The organism is Bacillus sp. AFS002410 (assembly GCF_002556365.1).
Taxonomy (GTDB): Bacteria; Bacillota; Bacilli; order Bacillales; family Bacillaceae_G; genus Gottfriedia.
Genome location: NZ_NUEU01000086.1, coordinates 28,394 through 47,138 on the forward strand (window position 1 = coordinate 28,394; position 18,745 = coordinate 47,138).

16 protein-coding genes and 1 pseudogene are annotated in these 18,745 nt (G+C 31.4%); 9 read left to right on the forward strand and 8 right to left on the reverse strand.

The genetic code is table 11. The features are described from left to right. Positions 1–3: 3 nt before the first annotated feature. Together CN692_RS21910 and CN692_RS21915 are read left to right on the forward strand one after the other, a co-directional pair. Entirely contained in the window at positions 4–495 is a 492-nt protein-coding gene (locus CN692_RS21910; RefSeq protein ID WP_098121252.1) for a hypothetical protein, read from the forward strand. A gap of 81 nt (positions 496–576) precedes the next feature. Next, the gene (locus CN692_RS21915) at positions 577–1,053 is read left to right on the forward strand and encodes a GNAT family N-acetyltransferase (RefSeq protein WP_098121253.1); all 477 of its coding nucleotides are present in this window, start codon (positions 577–579) and stop codon (positions 1,051–1,053) included. 423 nt (positions 1,054–1,476) lie between these two features. Here the strand turns inward: CN692_RS21915 and CN692_RS21920 are convergent, their stop codons facing one another. Both CN692_RS21920 and CN692_RS26840 read right to left on the reverse strand, forming a co-directional pair. Further along, entirely contained in the window at positions 1,477–2,592 is a 1,116-nt protein-coding gene (locus tag CN692_RS21920) for an RNA-guided endonuclease InsQ/TnpB family protein (RefSeq protein ID WP_098121266.1), read from the reverse strand. 324 nt (positions 2,593–2,916) lie between these two features. Then, positions 2,917–4,269, reverse strand: a complete 1,353-nt coding sequence (locus CN692_RS26840; RefSeq protein ID WP_142317564.1) for a L,D-transpeptidase family protein — start codon at positions 4,267–4,269, stop codon at positions 2,917–2,919. 563 nt (positions 4,270–4,832) lie between these two features. Between CN692_RS26840 and CN692_RS21930 the strand changes: the two genes are divergently transcribed. After that, positions 4,833–5,528, forward strand: coding sequence for an ATP-binding cassette domain-containing protein (locus CN692_RS21930; protein WP_098121254.1), 696 nt, complete (start codon positions 4,833–4,835; stop codon positions 5,526–5,528). 1,478 nt (positions 5,529–7,006) lie between these two features. Beyond that, a complete protein-coding gene (locus CN692_RS21945; protein WP_098121257.1) occupies positions 7,007–7,945 on the forward strand; it encodes a uracil-DNA glycosylase family protein in 939 nt (312 codons plus the stop codon). A 147-nt stretch (positions 7,946–8,092) separates the two neighbouring features. Here the strand turns inward: CN692_RS21945 and pgmB are convergent, their stop codons facing one another. The 4 genes from pgmB to CN692_RS21965 form a co-directional block, all read right to left on the reverse strand. Further along, positions 8,093–8,749 (reverse strand): beta-phosphoglucomutase, encoded by a 657-nt coding sequence (gene pgmB / locus CN692_RS21950; protein ID WP_098121258.1) that lies wholly within the window; start codon positions 8,747–8,749, stop codon positions 8,093–8,095. 15 nt (positions 8,750–8,764) lie between these two features. Continuing rightward, positions 8,765–9,580 (reverse strand): carbohydrate ABC transporter permease, encoded by an 816-nt coding sequence (locus tag CN692_RS21955; RefSeq protein WP_098121268.1) that lies wholly within the window; start codon positions 9,578–9,580, stop codon positions 8,765–8,767. A gap of 23 nt (positions 9,581–9,603) precedes the next feature. Continuing rightward, positions 9,604–10,548 (reverse strand): carbohydrate ABC transporter permease, encoded by a 945-nt coding sequence (locus CN692_RS21960; protein ID WP_098121259.1) that lies wholly within the window; start codon positions 10,546–10,548, stop codon positions 9,604–9,606. Between the two features lie 80 nt (positions 10,549–10,628). Next, complete coding sequence (locus CN692_RS21965) at positions 10,629–11,912, reverse strand: ABC transporter substrate-binding protein (RefSeq protein WP_098121260.1); 1,284 nt, start codon at positions 11,910–11,912, stop codon at positions 10,629–10,631. Between the two features lie 130 nt (positions 11,913–12,042). Between CN692_RS21965 and CN692_RS26845 the strand changes: the two genes are divergently transcribed. Both CN692_RS26845 and CN692_RS21970 read left to right on the forward strand, forming a co-directional pair. Next, positions 12,043–12,171 (forward strand): hypothetical protein, encoded by a 129-nt coding sequence (locus tag CN692_RS26845; RefSeq protein WP_257144092.1) that lies wholly within the window; start codon positions 12,043–12,045, stop codon positions 12,169–12,171. Positions 12,172–12,205: 34 nt separating this feature from the next. Next, complete coding sequence (locus CN692_RS21970; protein WP_098121261.1) at positions 12,206–13,231, forward strand: LacI family DNA-binding transcriptional regulator; 1,026 nt, start codon at positions 12,206–12,208, stop codon at positions 13,229–13,231. 24 nt (positions 13,232–13,255) lie between these two features. On the opposite strand, the gene CN692_RS21975 is transcribed toward CN692_RS21970, so the two are convergent. After that, positions 13,256–14,038 carry a DUF1189 family protein gene (locus CN692_RS21975; RefSeq protein WP_098121262.1) on the reverse strand — a complete coding sequence of 261 codons (783 nt, stop codon included), beginning with the start codon at positions 14,036–14,038 and terminating at the stop codon, positions 13,256–13,258. A 156-nt stretch (positions 14,039–14,194) separates the two neighbouring features. On the opposite strand from CN692_RS21975, the gene CN692_RS21980 reads away from it, so the two are divergent. From CN692_RS21980 to CN692_RS21990, 3 genes are all read left to right on the forward strand, one after another. Continuing rightward, complete coding sequence (locus CN692_RS21980; protein ID WP_179874514.1) at positions 14,195–16,561, forward strand: glycoside hydrolase family 65 protein; 2,367 nt, start codon at positions 14,195–14,197, stop codon at positions 16,559–16,561. Between the two features lie 284 nt (positions 16,562–16,845). After that, positions 16,846–17,613 (forward strand): hypothetical protein, encoded by a 768-nt coding sequence (locus CN692_RS21985; protein WP_098121263.1) that lies wholly within the window; start codon positions 16,846–16,848, stop codon positions 17,611–17,613. 31 nt (positions 17,614–17,644) lie between these two features. Beyond that, positions 17,645–18,529, forward strand: a complete 885-nt coding sequence (locus CN692_RS21990) for a DUF3307 domain-containing protein (protein WP_098121264.1) — start codon at positions 17,645–17,647, stop codon at positions 18,527–18,529. A gap of 64 nt (positions 18,530–18,593) precedes the next feature. On the opposite strand, the pseudogene CN692_RS27255 reads toward CN692_RS21990, so the two are convergent. Further along, a pseudogene (locus CN692_RS27255) lies at positions 18,594–18,745 on the reverse strand (hypothetical protein); the annotation flags it as partial.

The following is an 18,745-nucleotide window of genomic DNA, read 5'->3' on the forward strand; positions in this document are numbered from 1 at the left end:
AGCATGAAATCTACTAAAATATTTGTCATATTTTTTGCGATCATTATGATTGGAATAGGTATTTTTATTTATCAAAAATCGAATTCATATCCAATATCAAAAACGAATGAAAATAAAGTAGAAAAAATAAGTTCTTCTTTACTGCTTGTAAAAGCTGATTTAAAACAGTTAAATCAATCAAATGAAAAAGAGAAATTGGCACAAAAAGCGATGGAAGATTTAGGGAAGTTAGATGAATTACTAGAGAATTTCAAATTTAAAAAGACCCCTGATAAAGGTCTGATATTATGGATTAATTATGCTTTTGCTTCTAAAGATGCCTATATAATGGATGTGATGAATGCAAGTGATAGTGACTCGAAGGGAAATGGAGAATTTGCTAAACAAACATTAGATTACTTAAATAAGGGTCTAAAAGAAATGAAAAATAAACATGAAAAAGCGTATAAATACTTCAAAAGGAACGGTTACTTTAAAGGCTTTTATAATGAATAGAATAATCAATGAAACTAAAAAAGTTTTTTAGGATAAGATAATATTTAAGTCAAATGATAAACAACTGAAGAGGTGAGAAGCATGGAGATTCAAATTCGAAATGCTAAAACTGAAGATTACGATTCATTATTATCTTTATTTAGACAAGTTCATGATTTGCACGTTTTGGAGAGACCTGACCTATACAAAGAGAACTCGACTCCAGTAGGGGAAGAGGATTTTCATCATCAACTGAAAGATGATCAACAACATATTTATGTGGCCACACTAGGAACGGAAATAGTAGGAGTGGCAGTATTAAAGGAAGAAGAAGTACATGAAAATTCATTTGTTAATGCGAGAAAGATTCTACTTGTAAATAGTTTATGTGTTGATGATGTGAAAAGGAAAATGGGAATCGGAAGGAAGCTTATGCAATTTGTATTTAATTTCGCTAAGGAATTGAATGTTGATAGCATTGAGTTAGGAGTTTCTGAGAGTAATCAAAATGCAATCTATTTTTATGAGTCAATTGGAATGGCGACGAAAAATAGGAAAATGGAGTTTCGATTAAGTTAATAAAATAGAGATGCCAATTGCAACGGCATCTCTATTATTAATTATTGTTGCTGAATATATTGTTTAATTAACTCCAAGATTGCTACTTCATACTCTTCTCCATCAAAATCGGTTATGTATCGAATGACTTCTTAGCCTCTTTTGCTAACCATTCTAATGTAAATAAATTAAATTGTAAGTTATCTACATCTGATAGTACGATTAAGTCATGAATTGCACTGGAACGAATCGCTGGATCATTATGATTTAAACCGTTGCCAAAAATTTATAAAAATCAATAAAAACCTATTATTTTTATAGATTTTGTTTACTTCCCTGTTCTACGTGTTCGATTTTGCCGAAGCTACTTTCGTTTGATATAACACTCAAAGGGCGTAAATTCGGATACAACGAATCCTACATATCAGTAATGACGTCTAAGTGTCAGATTACTAATTTATATCGTGACAAGTTGATCGCAGCGTTAAAATCTCGATCTATTTCATGACCACATTTACATCGGTATATCCGGTCTGATAGTTTTAAATCATTTTTTTTAAGTCCACAACTTGAACACGTTTTAGAAGATGGGAACCATCTATCAGCTTCAACAAATTCAATACCATATTTTTCACATTTATATTGAACTTGGCGTTTGAATTTACATAAACACTGCTTCGCAAATGCTTTTGAAAGATGCTTATTTTTCATCATTCCCTTGATATTTAATGTTTCCATTACGATGCGATAAGGTTTGGTTTTCACGATTTCGCTCGTGGATTGATGAAGATGATTTAGTCTGATATTTGTCAACCTTCTATGTAGGTGTTGTATCTTCTTTTCGATTTTTAGTATGTTGCTTGTTTTGACGAAACGGTTTCCCTCCTTATTCATTTCATATTTACGAGAAACTTGACGTTGCAACCTACGTAGGCGTTTCTCTACCTTTCTAACAGTGCCTGTTTTGTTAATATTTTTTTTCCTAGTGTTATCAGAACAAACGGCTAACTCTTTAATTCCTACATCAATTCCAAGTGAGACATTCCTTAGCTCAACAATTGGTTTTGATACTTCTATTCCTATAGACAGATACCAGTATTTTCCATCGTAGCTAATTCTAGGATTATAGTATTTTTCATCTGGAATAGTTTCAGAAACTACAACCCAGCCGACTTTTTCAATCAACACTTTATTTTCATTTACTTTCAACTTCACATTATCATTATAAAAGGATGCTTTTGATTTTCTTTTACTTTTAAATCGGGGGTGATCAGTTAACCCTTTAAAGAATTTTTTATACGCTCCACAAAGATCTTTTATTGCCTGTTTGGTAATATTATTTGATACTTCATACAACCAAGCAAATTCGTCTGTTTGTTTTAATACAGTTAATTCCTTTCTTAAAATGCCATCAGAAATAAATTTCCCACCAGTTTTATAATTTTCTTCCTGCTTAGCCAATGCCCAATTATATGCCCACCGAGCTGTACCAACTGATTTCCATAATTGTATTTCTTGTTCGTTAGTTGGTCTTAATCTGATTTTCTTCGCAAGGATCATTGTTTTGTACCAACCTTTAATCGATTGATTAGTTCCACTTATCAATTCAAATTTCAACTTAATCACCTCATGTACATTTAAACACGATAGGTGATGTTCAATTAGAACAAATTGTGATATTTTTATAAATTTTAATAGATAAAATTAAACTGTTGTATACCTCCGATAGCTAGTGGTGGATAGTCACTGTTAAATAATAGAAAGCTAGTAGATTTTGACGGTTTTGAGTTTGGGACGAAAACTTTGAACTGTATACAATAATGACAAAAATAAAGAGGCGTCCCTTAGTCACAAAAACGACCAAAGAGACAGCCTCTTCTTTATTTATGCAATCGAAATACCATAAGAATGGGCAATTGCCATATTAGAATTTGAAGATTTAGCGATAATAACAGTTGTGCCAACATTAATTTGTTCAAATAGCCATTGGATATCACTATTATGCATACGAACACAACCTGAACTTACTGAATTGCCAATCGAACTTTCATTACTGTTTCCGTGAATTCCATATGCAGCACCAACACTTAATCCCATCCAACGTTTTCCAAGTGGATTTCTAGGATCACCACCAGGAATATTCCCTTTGTACCATGGGCGGTTCTTAATTTTGTTTACGATTGTAAACTTTCCAGTAGGTGTTGGAGTTGCCGACTTGCCTGTTGCAACATTAAAGGTTTTAATAATTTTACCATTATTATAGTAAGTTAACTTATTTGTCTGTGAATTGATAATAATCAGTTGTCCAGTTGATAATGTTGAATTACTTTTTACCGGAGTTTGTACTACTGGTGGAGTGTAATGCGATACGCGTACAGTAAATGGTTTACTTTGATTATTGCTTTGATCAACAACAATTACTTTAAGCGATGAATTCGCTGTTTGTTTACCGATATTAACATTGAACTTTCCTGTTGAATTAACGATACCTTCACCGATTAGTGTTTCATTGTTATAAATTTTTACAGATGCAGAAGGCTCAGATTTTCCATTAACATACTGAGATTGATCTGTTAAAGGTGAAACAGAAGAAATGATTGGTGCAATCGTATCCTTTACATCGATTGTAATAGGTTTACTTTGAATTCCTTCGCTAACACCTATGACTGTTAACTTGGTAAATTCTTTGACTGGTTTTATTACAGAATTGAATTCACCATTTTCGTCTGTTTTCACAGTGCTAACTAATGTAGAATCATTATACACTTCTACATGACTATTTGGTAAAAATGACCCATTAATGGATGTTGATTGATTTGTAACTTGATCAATGTTTGGAGTCGGTAAATCTAAAATTGCAAACTTGATTTTTTTATCAGAGATTACTAGATTTTTATGATCTAGTTTAATTGATTTAAGTTTATATTCACCTTTAGTAAATGAACTTGTAATCTTTATTTTCCCGGAAAATTGATGCGCCGATGTTTTAGATAAAGTAACATTTTTTTGATTCGTACCATTTAAAAAAGATAACGAAACTGTATCAACATTTTTTTTAGTCGTTAAACTTACATCAATTGTCTGACCATAAGTAGAATGTGAAGTATTTAAATTTAGATCATCTATATAATGAGAGAACTTATTACTGTTAAAACCTACTTTAAAAGTTGTTGCATTTGCTGTTGGTAAGAGAACTAAAAACATTCCCAAAAGTACCCAAATAATCTTATTAGACATGGTTTCTCTCCTTATTTACGTATATATTTATAGGTTATTAAATCTGTGAACTCCAACTTTCTTTTTCCTCAAATCACTCTCCTGAAATCTTATATTTGTATCGTACTTTTTAATTGTCTCTATTTATGTCATTGGATGTTTCTAACTTGTAAACAATTTGTTTTTTTGTGGCAAAAAAACTTTATGTAAAATACGAAGATAAAGTGCTCGGCTTAAGTAAGTATAATGTTCATTACTTAAGAAATTCTAAAGAACTTGGTAATTCGCTAGGGCTTTTATTAAAATCTAATGCAAAGTAATAGAAAGAGTGCGAATCTAATAATGTGAAATTATTCACAAAAATGACAAGGGCTATTAGTAAAATTTACCTTTTTAAATGTTAAGATAGATGTAAATGTTTACTAAAAAATCCACGAGATTATGTATATGTTCAATATCTACGATAAACAAAAAGATAAGTTATGATTTCTACCAATTATTTTTCTAAGTGCATTGTTAGGTCTTTTTATTTTGGATAAGTAAAACTAGTATTCTTTTCAAAATTAAATAAAGATGGTGATAAGATGCTTGAGTTAAGAGATGTTACCATAAAATATGAAGAAAAATACATATTGAATAAAATAAATTTTCAATTCGATACTAATAAAATTTATGGATTGATAGGTAAGAATGGTTCGGGGAAAACAACCTTACTTAAAACAATAATGAGATTAAAAAAAGAATCATCAGGTGATTTATTATTAGATAACACTTCAATAAATCATACGGATTATTTTGACTTGGACGCTACATTTATTAGTGATGAGCATTCACTTTTTCAAGATTTAACTATGTATGAACAAATGTTATTTTTATGTAGACTTAAGGGTTATAAAAAAGAAATTGCAAGACAGAAAATTGACGAGATTGTTGGACTTTTTAAGTTAGAAGAATATGTTGATTATTTTCCATATGCCTTGTCGAGAGGAACTATTCAAAGATTTGCAATTGTATTTGGCTGTTTAAGAGCAAGTAGACTTTTGTTATTAGATGAACCATTTATTACGCTTGATCCAGTACAAGTAAATATTTTAGAAGAAATGTTAATTTCACAAAAGAGTAAGGATAAAATTATCATTGTTTCAAGCCATGATATTGATAGTTTAGAAGAAATTTGTAATGAATATTTGATAATAAAAGATTCAAGTTTGCTTAGCTTTGCCCCAAATGAATTGAATCGACAAACAATTTCTAAATTAATTGGTGATAGCTATGATTAGTTCACCTTATTACTTCATATTGATTAATCAAAAAAGAAAGATAGTTAGAACAATAAAAAAGTATCCTTTAAATGCTTTTATATTTGTTTTTGGTACATTAATTTTAAGTCTAATTATTAAAGATGAAATTAAGTATTACGATACATATATCGAATTATATTTACCATTTGCTATTTATATATATGGATTGTTAAAGATATTTCAAAATAATCCCATTATTAATATACCTATGTATGTTTTTCAACATAAATATTTTGATTTTAATAAATTTAAATTTTATTTAATAAGAAAAATGATCTTACCAAGTTTAATCTTTTTGTTAATTTATTTTCTTTTTATGAAAACGATAAGTAATGGAATTATCATTGCATTATTGATAAATAGCATGATTAATCTAATTTGATTTATGCGATATAAATATCAAAATTTAATATTCTCCGTATTTATAATGATTTCTAGCGTTCTTTCATTTCTTTCTATTTATTTGGATTCTATCTTGATCCCATTAATTATTTCTCTACTATTATTCATTCAGATGTTGAAAGTAGATAATTTAAATTACTCGATATTGTACAATTACTATCTATTGATGTCTAAAGTAGGAGAAGGTTTATTAAATAAAAATTTTAGTAAAATAGTAGAAGCCCAACAAATATTATTATCCTCCACAAGAAAAAATACCTCTACAACAAAATTATTATATAAACATTACGAACCTGAATATAGATTTTATTTGATAAAAGAACTATTAAAAATAAGGTACTACCACAGAGATATTATTAGAGGAATTACTTTTATCCTTATTTTAAATCTATTATTCTTTAAATTGAGTAACGTATATTATCAAATAGGTATAATATTTATTATTTTATTTGTAATCGACAACATCTTAACAAAATTGAATAAATATGAAATGGATTTCTTAAAAAAAAGCTTGATGTTTAAGGTGAATTTATCAATTTTTTTTAAGATGAAGTACATTTGCCAATTAATATTAGTTCTAATACTTATTTTATTAAGTTTCCAAATAATGATCAGATTTCCAATCTCATTTCTACTTTTTTTGATAATATTACCTTCGAAAAATCTACTATATAACTATTTAGAAAATAAGGTTATGAAGGCATTTATTTATATAATTGGAGGAATTATCTATCTTTTACCATATATTGAATTCATAATATTTTAATTAGGGAAGAGATGGGTTTTACATTCTTCTAAATTTTTGATTTTTGTAAATAGACTATTAAAATAAAAACTCCTGCTAGAGTACTAAGTAGGACTTTTGTTTTTGAAAAAATCGTGTCTCCGAATTAGACAATAGTCATTAATAAAAGATCCTATTTTTTATTTTAAGATAAATAATAAGTAGGACAAAGAGTTTATAATGTTGAATTTGTAAATTAGTAAATTCTTGAAAATAGAAATTTATAACTTGTTATTTAATTTCTAATGGGTAACCAAAAAGAGGTGTTTAATTGGGAACAAGTGATGTTACTAAACAGTATAATCAGTTAATCAATTTAAGAAAAGATTGCAAAATATGTGTTGGGCTAAAAAATCCATTTGAGGTGGAAAAACAATTTGATGTAAATGAGATTGGAGCTTGGTCAAAATGGAAAGGTGATCTTGATGCTAAGATAGTCGTGGTTGGACAAGACTGGGGCGATGAAAATAGTTATATATCTTCAAAAGGAGTATGTGACCCTAATAACGCCACAAATCAAAGGTTAGTAGCACTATTAGAATCAATTGGAGTATCAGTTGAAAATGATAAATTATTTTTTACAAATGCAATTCTATGTTTAAAACAGGGAGGATTATCCGGAGACGTAAAAATTAAATGGTTTAATAACTGTGCTTCACATTTCCTGAGACCATTATTGGATACAATTAAACCGGAAATCACTATTACGCTTGGTAGAAAAGCATATGAAGCTGTAGTTAAAGTGTATAATGAAAAGATCATGCCATTTAAAGAAATCGTAAATCAGAAAGATCCTCATATTATTCATAGTAATGATTTTTATTTTAAATTGTTTCCTGTATATCATTGTGGTCAACTCGGACTAGTAAACAGAAATAGTGAACTACAATTCAAAGATTGGGACCGTATAAAAGAGCACGTTCCAATTTTAGAGGATAAGAGGATTGTAGAAATTAAGCACCAAGATAATGAGTTTGAAAATTGGTGTAAAGTGAATACAAATGGATTTGTTTTTAATTATGCAAAAGGTACGACAGGGAATGTACTTCATCGTGTAGGGTGTTACCATTTAAACGTTCAAGCACGCAAAGGAAGATATACATTTCATCCAAAATACTGTTCGAATGATTTAATCAAACTATCTGAAAGGGCCGATGAATTAAGTAAAACAGATGGATGGAGAGCATGTAAGAATTGTTTCAAAGAATAATAGTATGACAGATTATCACTCAATATATGAAGGTTGTAGTTTAAAGATATAATATAAAGGCAATTAACTCCTTTTAAGAGTTAGTTGCCTTTTCGAGTTTAAAGTTATCAAGTTTTTGAACTGTAGTATAATCTATTTTATCTAAACTTAGCACTCAACAATTCGTTCTATATTCAATTCATTTGTCGAATTATATACAAGATTTGCTCGACTAAGAATTTTCAAATCTCCAATCCCAACCGAAAACATCCCCGCATTATTAATAGCCTCAACCCCAGCCACAGAATCCTCAATCCCAACACACCTATCAGGAGAAACCCCCAAAGCCTCCGCAGCCCGCAAAAACACCTCCGGATCAGGCTTCGAATTCTTCACAGACGCAGCATCCACAATATGATCAATATAATCACCAATCTCCAACTTATCAACAACCAAAAAAGCATTTCTAGAAGCTGAAGCCATCCCAATCTTCAAACCTGCTAATCTAATTCGCTTCAAAAAATCCTCAATACCGGGAAGTAAATCAGCCGGCGTAATCTGCTCTAATAACTCAACATAATGAAGATTCTTCTTAGTCGCCAACTCATCTTTTTCTTCAGCACTAAAATCATCTTGGCGTCCACCAAGCTCAAGAATCCTTTCCAAAGACTCCGTTCGACTAACGCCTTTCAATGTTTCATTAAAATCCCGATCAATCGAAATCCCTAAATCTTCCGCAAGTTGCTTCCAAGCAATATAATGGAACTCTGCTGTATCAGTTATAACACCATCCAAATCAAAAATTACTGCCTCTATTTTTCCCATGAAAATACCTCCATTTTATTTATCACTGCCGACTCTGAAGCCTTGCATAAAGTATCGATTTAATAAGATATAAATAATGATAATTGGAATGATTGAAACTACTGAAGCTGCCATTATGTAATTCCACTGTGTAACGTTTTGACTTTGAAACGACTGAAGTCCAAGTGTTAATGTGTATTTGTGTGGTGAAGTAATATAAAGCAATGGTTTCATGAATTCGTTCCAGAATGCTAAAAATACGAATACTGCTTGTGTTGCAACCGATGCTCTTGCAACAGGGAATACGACTCTCCAAAACGTACCGAATTTACTAAGGCCTTCAACGTAGGCTGCTTCTTCGATTTCTTTTGGGAAATTTACGAAGAATTGTCTCATCATAAATATGTAGGCGAAGTTAATTGCACCTGGAATGATTAGTGAAGAATAGTTATCAAGTAATCCAAGTGATTTCATAATGAGATAGTTTGGTATTAATAGAATTTGTCCAGGTACCATCATTAAGGCCAAGATTAATAGGAAGATATAGTGTCTTCCGGGAAATCGAATTCTTGCAAGAGCATAGCCGGACATTGTGTTTAAAATGACATTTACGATCATTCCAATTGCAGCGATTTGGAATGAGTTGAAGATCCATCTTGTAAATAATGGGTCTCTTGTGAATATATATTTGAAATTGTCAAAAGTAGGTTCGTTTGGTAGTAAGGCTAGGCCTCCACCGACGATTTCTTTGTATGGTTTGAATGCTGCTAGGACTGCCCAAAGGAATGGGTAAAGTGTGACTAGGGCATAGATGATTAGAACGGTATAGGTTAATACTCTAGTGAATTTCATTTTCTTCAACACTTTTCACTCCTTTAATATAAAGATTCTTCTTTGTTTAATTTGCGGGCGAGCATTGAGACTGCAAAGATAAGGATCGTTAATAGGATGGCTAGGGTAGATGCATAGCCCATTGTGCCAATTGTTTTAAATGCATATTGATAGATTATTAGTGAGAATGTTAAAGTTGCATTGCTCGGTCCACCTGATCCGCCTGAGATGATATAGGCTTGGTCAAATAGCTGGAATGTCCCGATGATTCCCATCAATAGTACATAGTTTGTGATAGGTGTTAAGTTTGGGATCGTAATTTTAATTAGTTTTTGCCATGCGTTTGCTCCGTCAATCTCTGCTGATTCGTAAAGTGAATGAGGGATGTCTTGGAGTCCTGCTAGATAAATCGTCATGAAAAAAGGAACGGTTGACCAAATATTCATGATCATAATGGTTGTTAAGGCAAAGTTTGTTTCGTTGATAAAGTTAACTGGCTCAGCTAGGATACCAATTTTGACGAGTATATTATTAAATGGACCATTTAGGCTGAATAAGAACATAAAGATCATTGTTAGTGCTGAACTTGATGTAAGGGTAGGTAAGAAAAAGATTGTTCTAAATGTTTTTTGAAATTTTATGCCTGAGTTCAGTACAGCGGCGATGACAAGTGAAACTGCGGTTTGAATCGGTACTACACACACTACATATCGTAGAGTGTTTTTAAAGGCAATCCACAATCTTTCATCTTTTAAGGCATTTGAATAGTTCTTAAAGCCGACCCAATCATAGCTAATTCCGCCGAATAAATTTACTTTTGTGAAGGATAGAAATAGAGAATATAAAACTGGTAATAAAGTAAAAACAAGTAAAACGATTAAAGTTGGAAGCATGAATCCATAACCTTGGATTGTTTCATGGGCTTTATATTTTACTTTTGTTTTTCTTGACCTTGAACGTTTAGGTGAACTGATTTCGGTACTAGACATAATGAACTCCTTTACTAAAATTTACTTATAAAGGTAGAGGGGACTGACTTTTAAATCTGCCCCCTCAAGTGATTTTCAAATTACTTATTTAACTGTGTTTTAATATCTTTATTTGCAGCATCTTCAGCTTTTTTCATAGCTTCTTGCATAGTCATTTCACCTTTTAATGCAGATGGAAGCATATTGTTATATTCGCGCGCGATAATTGAAAGTGTGTCACCTTTTTGCCATGGTGTTGCATATGTACCAGCGGCAATAAATGGGCTAAGTATTTTATCTTCACCGAATTTTAGTTCTTCTGAAACTGATTTTCTTGATGGTAATGTTCTAGTACCTTCAGACCAAGTTTTCATTCCTTTTTTACCAGTTGCGTATTTAATAAATTCCCATGCAGCATCTTTTTCTTTTGAGTTTGAGTTCATAGAGTAACTTACTGTAAACATCATTGATCCGTTTTTATCATTAATTTTAGGTACTTCTTTTGTACCGAATTTTACATCTGGGAAGTTTTGGTTTAAGTGAGCAATCGCCCAGTTTCCTTCAACCATTAAAGCTGTTTTTCCTGCTCCAAATGAATCACCAGACCAGCCTTGTCCAAGGTCAGCGGGACGTTTAATTGATCCATCTTTGTATGCAGTTATTAGTGGCTCAATTGCAGCGAGTTGGTCAGGTTTTGTTAAAACTGCATAGCCTTTGTCATCGGTAATATCAGTGCCGTTTGATTGGAGAATAAATAGATGGCGTGCTAACTCAGCGGCTGTTGTTCCTGCTGCAACGCCCTTAGGAAGCTTTTGCTGTAAGCTTTTTAAGAATTCAGGTAATTTACTATAATCAGTTGGAATATCATCAGGTGTTAAACCAGCTTTCATCAGTAAATCTTCATTATAATAGAGGCCTAATGTTGAGAAATCTTTCGGGATACCATACTGATTTCCATCCTTACCTGTGAAAGCATCATAAGCTGGTTTGAAGAAATCATCTTTATTAAAATCTTTTGTTTTATCTATGTAGCTATCTAGAGGTTCGAATACACCTTGTGCGGATAATTCTGGAACTAACATTGAATCAACATAAAATACATCTGGAGCAGTACCGCCGATTAAGTCAGTTTGTAATTGAGTTGCGTAGTCGTTATAAATTTTCTTTTGAACTTTAATACCAGTATCTGTTTCAAAGTCTTTAAGAATTTTATCCCAAGTCGTTACTTCGGCTTCCGTTCCTTTCCACGAACCAACCGAGATTGTTTTCCCTTTTAAACTGGTGCCTGAATCCTTAGTTTCGTTGTCACTTTTGTTACCACATCCAGCAGAAACTAGAAGCATTGAGGATACTAATAAAGTTGTTGCAGGTTTCCAAAATCTCATTAAAAAAACCTCCTGAAATATATGTTTTAGTAAAAAATTAATTGCTTAAAATGGTGGGATTGAAAACGCAATCACTGTCATTAAGCAACTTCATTATATATCCAAAACGTTTCGGATATTTCGTGAATTTATGTCTATTTTTTTACAAAATGAATTAGATGTCATTGAAGAATACGATGAAATCATTTATTCTAGTAAGTATAGAAATAACAATTTAGTAAAAATTATTGATTCAAAACCTTTAGGTCAATTTACTTAAAATACAAGATTAACTTGAAAAGAGAGTGTTAGCATTGGCAGTTACATTAAAAGATCTTTCTAAAGCAACTGGCTTTTCAATTACGACAGTTTCACGAGCATTAAATGGTTATTCTGATGTAAATGAAGAAACGAGAAATAAAATTTTTCAAGTTGCAGATGAACTAGGATATAGCCCAAATATATTGGCTCGTAGTTTAGTCATGAAACAATCGAAAACAATTGGATTTATTGTATCGGATATAAAACGTGAGAGTATTAAAGATCAATTTATGTTTGAAATATTATGTGGAGTGTCGGATTATCTCGCAAAAACTGAATACGAGTTTGTGTTATTAAGTACGACAACTACAAAGCAAAGAAATAAAACGTATAAACAAATTTGTGCCGAAAGACAGTTGGATGGGGTCATTATTCAAGGGTTAAAAATGAATGATCCATATTTGGAAGAAGCAGTTAATAGTTCAACTCCTTGCGTACTAATAGATATACCATGTGAAGGAGAACAGAACGGTTACGTCACATCCAATCAATTTGAAAGTGCTAAAAATGCAGTAAAATATTTACTTCGAGTTGGTCATAAAAACATTGCTTATTTAAACGGAACTGAACACGCTCATGTTAGTAAAGTTCGAAAGCAAGCATATGAAGCGGCATTAAAAGAACACGGTATCGAATTGCGTGAAGAATTGATTGTAAGCGGAGAATTTGAAGAAGATAAAGCGAAGCAAGCAATGATTACATTACTTTTGAATTTCCCTGAAGTAACAGCAGTTTTTTGTGCAAGTGATGTAATGGCGCTTGGAGCATTGCAAGCTGCTAGGGAATTGAGTTTAGCTGTTCCTGAACAATTATCGATTATTGGATTTGATAATATTTTACTATCACAATATGTGACGCCAAGTTTGACGACTGTAGGGCAGTACCCGTATAAGATGGGAGTTGCTGCAGCCAATCTGTTAATTGATATTTTTGAAGAAAAGGATTCAGAAAGAGTCATTGAAGTAAAAAATGATTTAATTTTAAGGGAATCCGTTGTTACTTTAATAAAAGGAGATTGATCAATAATTGATCAATCTCTTTTTTTATGATGCTTGATTAACTATTTCTTCTGAAAGATGAATATGTCTAATAGTCAATATTGAAAAGAGGGCGACTACAATCCAGTAAAAAGTTGTCAACATCGGAATCGTAAAGCCTAAAAGTTCGATGAAAGTTTTAACGAGAATTGGAGCAGTTATACCGTAACAAGTTATAATCCAAACTTCTTTGTATGTAATTGGCAGAAGTTTTCTGAAACTACTTCCTGCGAAAGCGAGTATGCTGATGAGAAGCAAGTGAACAATCAAATTTAAAAATAGATGAACATATTGATAGAGTGGAGTAAAAGTTTTTATTGTTTCATCGAGATTTTTACTAATTTGAATAAGGTCACTTTTAGTTAATTCTTTATCTTTCAAAAAAGGGAAGTATTCATAGTTCAATTGTTTTGTTGGATAACTAACTCTACCAACCGACCAGTTTTTCGCATCTAAATAAATTACATTTTTAAAGCCTTGTAACGAGACTTGTTGTGAGGAGTTTTCTCCTAAGACAATGACTGTATCGACTTGAGGTAATTTGATTTGAAGGACTTCGTTTAATGATGTAGCCCCTTCTGAATTGATTATGAAATCATTCGGCAAATTTTGAATTTGTTTAGCAATCGACTCTGATTTTGAAAGTTTTGTGGCAGCAATAATAGAGCCTGAAAGTAAAATCAAAATGAGTAAATAAAAGAGAGCTTTCCAAAATGATTGAAATCGAAAACTTGCTATTTTTGAAATTTGAAAACCTAAACTAGCAATAAATTGATCAAGTAGAGTCATAGTTTTTCACCTTTTTCCAAAACGTTTTGTTTGTTAATAATTTAATTATATAACAGTAAAAATTAAAAAGTTCAATAAATATCCATTGTTATTCCAAAACGTTTTGATTAAGATGAATTTGATTTTATCGATTAATTTAAAGTTAGGAGTATGTTGATGACGAATAAGATTATGGATTATCAAAGCGGTTCTGGTGAATACAAAAATTGGATTATTACAGAGACGGAATTTCATCCTGAGTACTTGGGGAAATGTGAGGCTATTTTTGCTTTAGGAAATGGTTATATGGGTCAGCGGGCAGCGATGGAGGAACGGTATGTAAATGAAACTCGTAATTTATTTGTTGCTGGTACGTTTAATAAGTTTGATGAAAACGAGGTGACCGAGCTTCCAAATGCAGCCGATGTTCTTTGGTTTGATCTAAAATTAAATAATGAAGTGTTTGATTTAAAACAAGGAAAAATCGTTGAATATAAACGTTCATTGAATCTTAAAAACGCTGAATTAGTTCGTAAAATTACATGGGTTTCACCATTAGGTAGCGTTTTTGAGATAGTCTTTAGACGATTTGTTTCATTGGATGATTTGCATGTAATTGCTCAAAAAGTTGAAATTACTCCTTTGAATAATTGTGCTGAGGTAGTGGTCACTTCTGGGATTAATGCACAAGTGACGAATAGCGGTGCACAGCATTTTACTGAAGGACAAAAGCGTTTGTACGATGGGAAGTATATGCAATTAGTACAAACAACAACTGAGTCAGAAATTGACTTTGTTTTCAATTCTTACCATTCAGTGAAAATAGGTGATGAAGTCATCGAGAGTGATGCAATGATTTCGATGGAAAGGCGAAAAATCTTTCAAGACTTTAAACCAATACAAGTGAATAATTGCGAGAAAATCGTATTTGAAAAAATTACGAATGTGTTCACAAGCCGTGATAGAGAGTGGATGGAAGAATCCTATTGCTTGGATCGTTTAATGACTAAATCCTTAAATCATATAAAAGAATTGGGAACACAAAATTATGATGAACTGTTTCAATCCCATGTAAAAGCTTGGAAAGAACAAGTATGGGACAATACGCCAATTACAATCAATTCAAATTATGATTTTGATCAATTAGCGATTCGATTTGCGCAGTATCATTTGACTGTTTCAACACCTGTACATGACAACCGAATGAATATTGGCGCAAAAGGATTAACAGGTGAAGGCTATAAAGGTCACACTTTTTGGGATACAGAAACTTTCGTCCTACCATACTTTATCTATACGAATCCAACTAAAGCGAGAAGCTTATTAGAATATCGCTATCATACGATTGAAGGTGCTCGTAGAAAAGCCGAGGAAAATGGATATGAAGGTGCGATGTATCCTTGGGAATCTGCATGGTTAGAGGACGGAGAAGTGACGCCAATTTGGGGTGCCGCGGATATTATAACAGGAGAAGCCACAAAAATTTGGTCTGGTTTCATTGAACAACATATTACAGCTGATATTGCATATGCAACATGGCAATATTTCCAAATCACAAATGATGTTGATTTTATGCAGAAATACGGTTATGAGATCATTTTTGACACAGCAATCTTCTGGTCTTCGCGTTTAGAATGGAATGACGAAACAGAGGAGTATCATATTAATCAAGTTGTTGGTCCAGATGAATATAAAGAGCACGTGGACAATAATGCATTTACGAATTATATGGCTTATTGGAATATAAAAAAGGCAATGGAATACTTCAATAAACTTGAGAAAAACGAACCAATTTTATTTTCTGAGCTTAGCAGAAAACTAGATTTAGGGATGAACTATTTAATATGGGAAGCAAAGGCTAGAAAAATATATTTACCGGGCCCTCGGGAAGAGGATTTAGTAATTCCACAGGATGATACATATTTAACGTTAAAGACAATTGATTTATCAAAATATAAAAATCAAGAAAACATAGGATCGATGTTTAAGGATTACAACCTCGATCAAGTAAATCAATTACAAGTTTCTAAGCAAGCAGATATTATGATTTTATTTTATCTACTGGAAGATTTATTTAATCAAGATGTAAAAAGAGCTAACTGGAACTATTATGAACCGAAGACATTACATGATTCTTCTTTATCATTATCTACTCATTGTGTGTTGGCATGTGATATGAAGGATGACCAAATGGCATATGAACTGTTTAAACGTGCAGCGGAAATAGATCTTGGACCTAATATGAAAACAAGCGATCATGGGATTCACGCGGCATCACTAGGTGGGATTTGGCAATGCGTAGTAAATGGATTTGGGGGAGTCCGTATGTTGAATGGGGAATTAAGAATTTCACCTAGGATACCGGTTGATTGGGAGAGTTTGGAGTTTTCGTTTAATTGGCATGGGGATGATTTGAAGGTGGTTGCTACTCATGAGGAAGTGTGGGTTGAGAAGGTTAGTTCTGTAAATGAGTTTATTAGATTGAGAGTTTTTGATGAGGAGTATGTTTTGAGGAGTCGGATATGTGTGAAGGTTTATCAGTAAGTAAATATTAATTTAATTGAGATCTGATCAAACAAAAAATATTCATTATTTTTGTGGGGTTAGTTCTCTTTTTTAAATTATGATTTCAATTACGACTATTTATCAAATGAAATTTGGTAGAGTTTCATAGAAATTTCACAATTACTTAAATAGATTCCTACCAGAAAAATTAGGTTATATTATCTTATTAAGATATAATTAGATTAAATAGTCTAATTTATAAATAATTAGTTTATTTAATCTGATTTATTATTAATGCTTAATTTGAAAAGGATGGAATTTTTATGAAAACTCCTGTGTCTATTTTTATTATGGATGTAAGTAATTCATCTTATGATGAGGTATTTGGTCAAGAATTATCTATGTATTTAAAAGAAATAGTTGAAATGATTAACGAGTGGACAGACGGGGTTGTAAAAACAATCGTAAAGCACCGTATGGGAGATGAAATAGTATTAGTTAGTAATCACTATTCTAGTGCATATGTTCTTGCATTCTATATAAGTCGAATTTGGAAATATAAAGACAATCAACCATATTTTGGTTTAACGTTTGGAAATATAAATTTGGAATTAGATGAAATTGATTTAGAAACATGGATTCATCCTTTGTTAAAAAAGGCACGTTTAGCAAATGAGAGTTTAAAAAGAACCTCAAATAGACCTAAGTTTAGTTTTAAATTAACCGATTTAAATAATGAGGACGAACTATTTGAGTTTGAAAAGATGTTTAACTTGTTATTAACATTACAAAATACATTAATTGAGAATCAAACTGATCTACAGGAGATTATTTGTTCATTGTACTTAATATTTATGAGGCAAAAGAAAATTGCTTCAATTTTAGATAAAACTCCTGCAACGATTTCCAGCCACTTTAGAAAAGGGAATAGTGGAGAAATATTGAATACATTTGACGAAATTCAATTAGTACTTAATTCGATACAAAAACGAACAAATCCTAAAGAAACGCAAGACTTGAAAACTATTAGCAACGATTTAAATATAAAAATTAAAAGCTTAATAAGTGAGAACATTGTTGAATTATTGTAATTTGGTTTACCTTTAGAAAGGAAAATGAAATATGATTTTTTTAAGCTTATTTCTATCACATTTAATAGCTGATTTTTACTTTCAAACGGATAAAATGGTTCGGAATAAGAATAAATATTTAAACCTTCATATAATGCATCACTTTATATTAACGCTAATCACACTTGGCTTAATATGGTTTTTACATTTTAATTTTTCAAATTTCACAAGACTATTTTTGCTTCCAGTTCTTTCAATAGTAGTACTGCATTATTTAATAGATTACATAAAGATTAAACTCTTAGATTTAGGAAAGACTCGAAAATATTTTGAACATTTTAATAGTGATTTGTATTTTTTTATTATCGATCAAATATTGCATCTTTTAACAATTATCGTTATTTGTAAACTATATTTTGGTATGAAATTTAGTTTCTTTATTAATAGAGTAATAGAGATATTTACAAATAATGGGTATCAATTAAATCAAATGAATACGTTTATAACGATTGTCATTATATTGATTTTAACTACAAGTGTTAGTGGTCATATTATAAAATTTCTTTTAGGAAGTATGCCAAATCAATTAGCGACTTTTGAGGGGAAGTATTTATTTAAAAATGAGAGGAAAGAAGATGTCGCACAAGAAAGTCCAATTTTCTCAAAAAGCTTAGTTGAAGAATATAACTATATGATTATTAAAAACCATGATTTAACAAGAGGAAAGGTCATTGGCTATATTGAAAGGATTTTAGTAGTTTTATTAACTTTTAATGATGCATTTCCAGCAATTGCATTTATCGTAACAGCAAAATCCATTGCAAGATTTAAACAAATGGATGATCGAGATTGGGCAGAATATTTTTTACTTGGAACATTAACATCAATGCTATTTGGAATCACTTTTGGATTTATTTTAAAAGGTGTGCTTAAATAAACAAAAAGTAAATACCCCATTAATGTAGTGTTTCTTACATTGATGGGGTATTTATATTTTTAAGTTAAATCAAGAAAATCGCAACAACAGTAGTAACAGCCAACCCAATTAAAACAGGAAACAAATTCCGTCTAGCTAACTCAAACGGACTAACATTACAAATAGCAGCCGCAGGAATCAACGCCCATGGAATCAATGTACTAACACCCACAAAAG

Excerpts from the sequence above, each read along its gene's own strand:
- CN692_RS21910 (WP_098121252.1), top strand. The coding sequence starts at position 4 with ATGAAATCTACTAAAATATTTGTCATATTTTTTGCGATCATTATGATT.
- CN692_RS21915 (WP_098121253.1), top strand. The coding sequence starts at position 577 with ATGGAGATTCAAATTCGAAATGCTAAAACTGAAGATTACGATTCATTA.
- CN692_RS21920 (WP_098121266.1), bottom strand. The coding sequence starts at position 2,592 with ATGATCCTTGCGAAGAAAATCAGATTAAGACCAACTAACGAACAAGAA.
- CN692_RS26840 (WP_142317564.1), bottom strand. The coding sequence starts at position 4,269 with ATGTCTAATAAGATTATTTGGGTACTTTTGGGAATGTTTTTAGTTCTC.
- CN692_RS21930 (WP_098121254.1), top strand. The coding sequence starts at position 4,833 with ATGCTTGAGTTAAGAGATGTTACCATAAAATATGAAGAAAAATACATA.
- pgmB (WP_098121258.1), bottom strand. The coding sequence starts at position 8,749 with ATGGGAAAAATAGAGGCAGTAATTTTTGATTTGGATGGTGTTATAACT.
- CN692_RS21955 (WP_098121268.1), bottom strand. The coding sequence starts at position 9,580 with ATGAAATTCACTAGAGTATTAACCTATACCGTTCTAATCATCTATGCC.
- CN692_RS21960 (WP_098121259.1), bottom strand. The coding sequence starts at position 10,548 with ATGTCTAGTACCGAAATCAGTTCACCTAAACGTTCAAGGTCAAGAAAA.
- CN692_RS21965 (WP_098121260.1), bottom strand. The coding sequence starts at position 11,912 with ATGAGATTTTGGAAACCTGCAACAACTTTATTAGTATCCTCAATGCTT.
- CN692_RS26845 (WP_257144092.1), top strand. The coding sequence starts at position 12,043 with ATGTCTATTTTTTTACAAAATGAATTAGATGTCATTGAAGAATACGAT.
- CN692_RS21975 (WP_098121262.1), bottom strand. The coding sequence starts at position 14,038 with ATGACTCTACTTGATCAATTTATTGCTAGTTTAGGTTTTCAAATTTCA.
- CN692_RS21980 (WP_179874514.1), top strand. The coding sequence starts at position 14,195 with ATGACGAATAAGATTATGGATTATCAAAGCGGTTCTGGTGAATACAAA.
- CN692_RS21985 (WP_098121263.1), top strand. The coding sequence starts at position 16,846 with ATGAAAACTCCTGTGTCTATTTTTATTATGGATGTAAGTAATTCATCT.
- CN692_RS21990 (WP_098121264.1), top strand. The coding sequence starts at position 17,645 with ATGATTTTTTTAAGCTTATTTCTATCACATTTAATAGCTGATTTTTAC.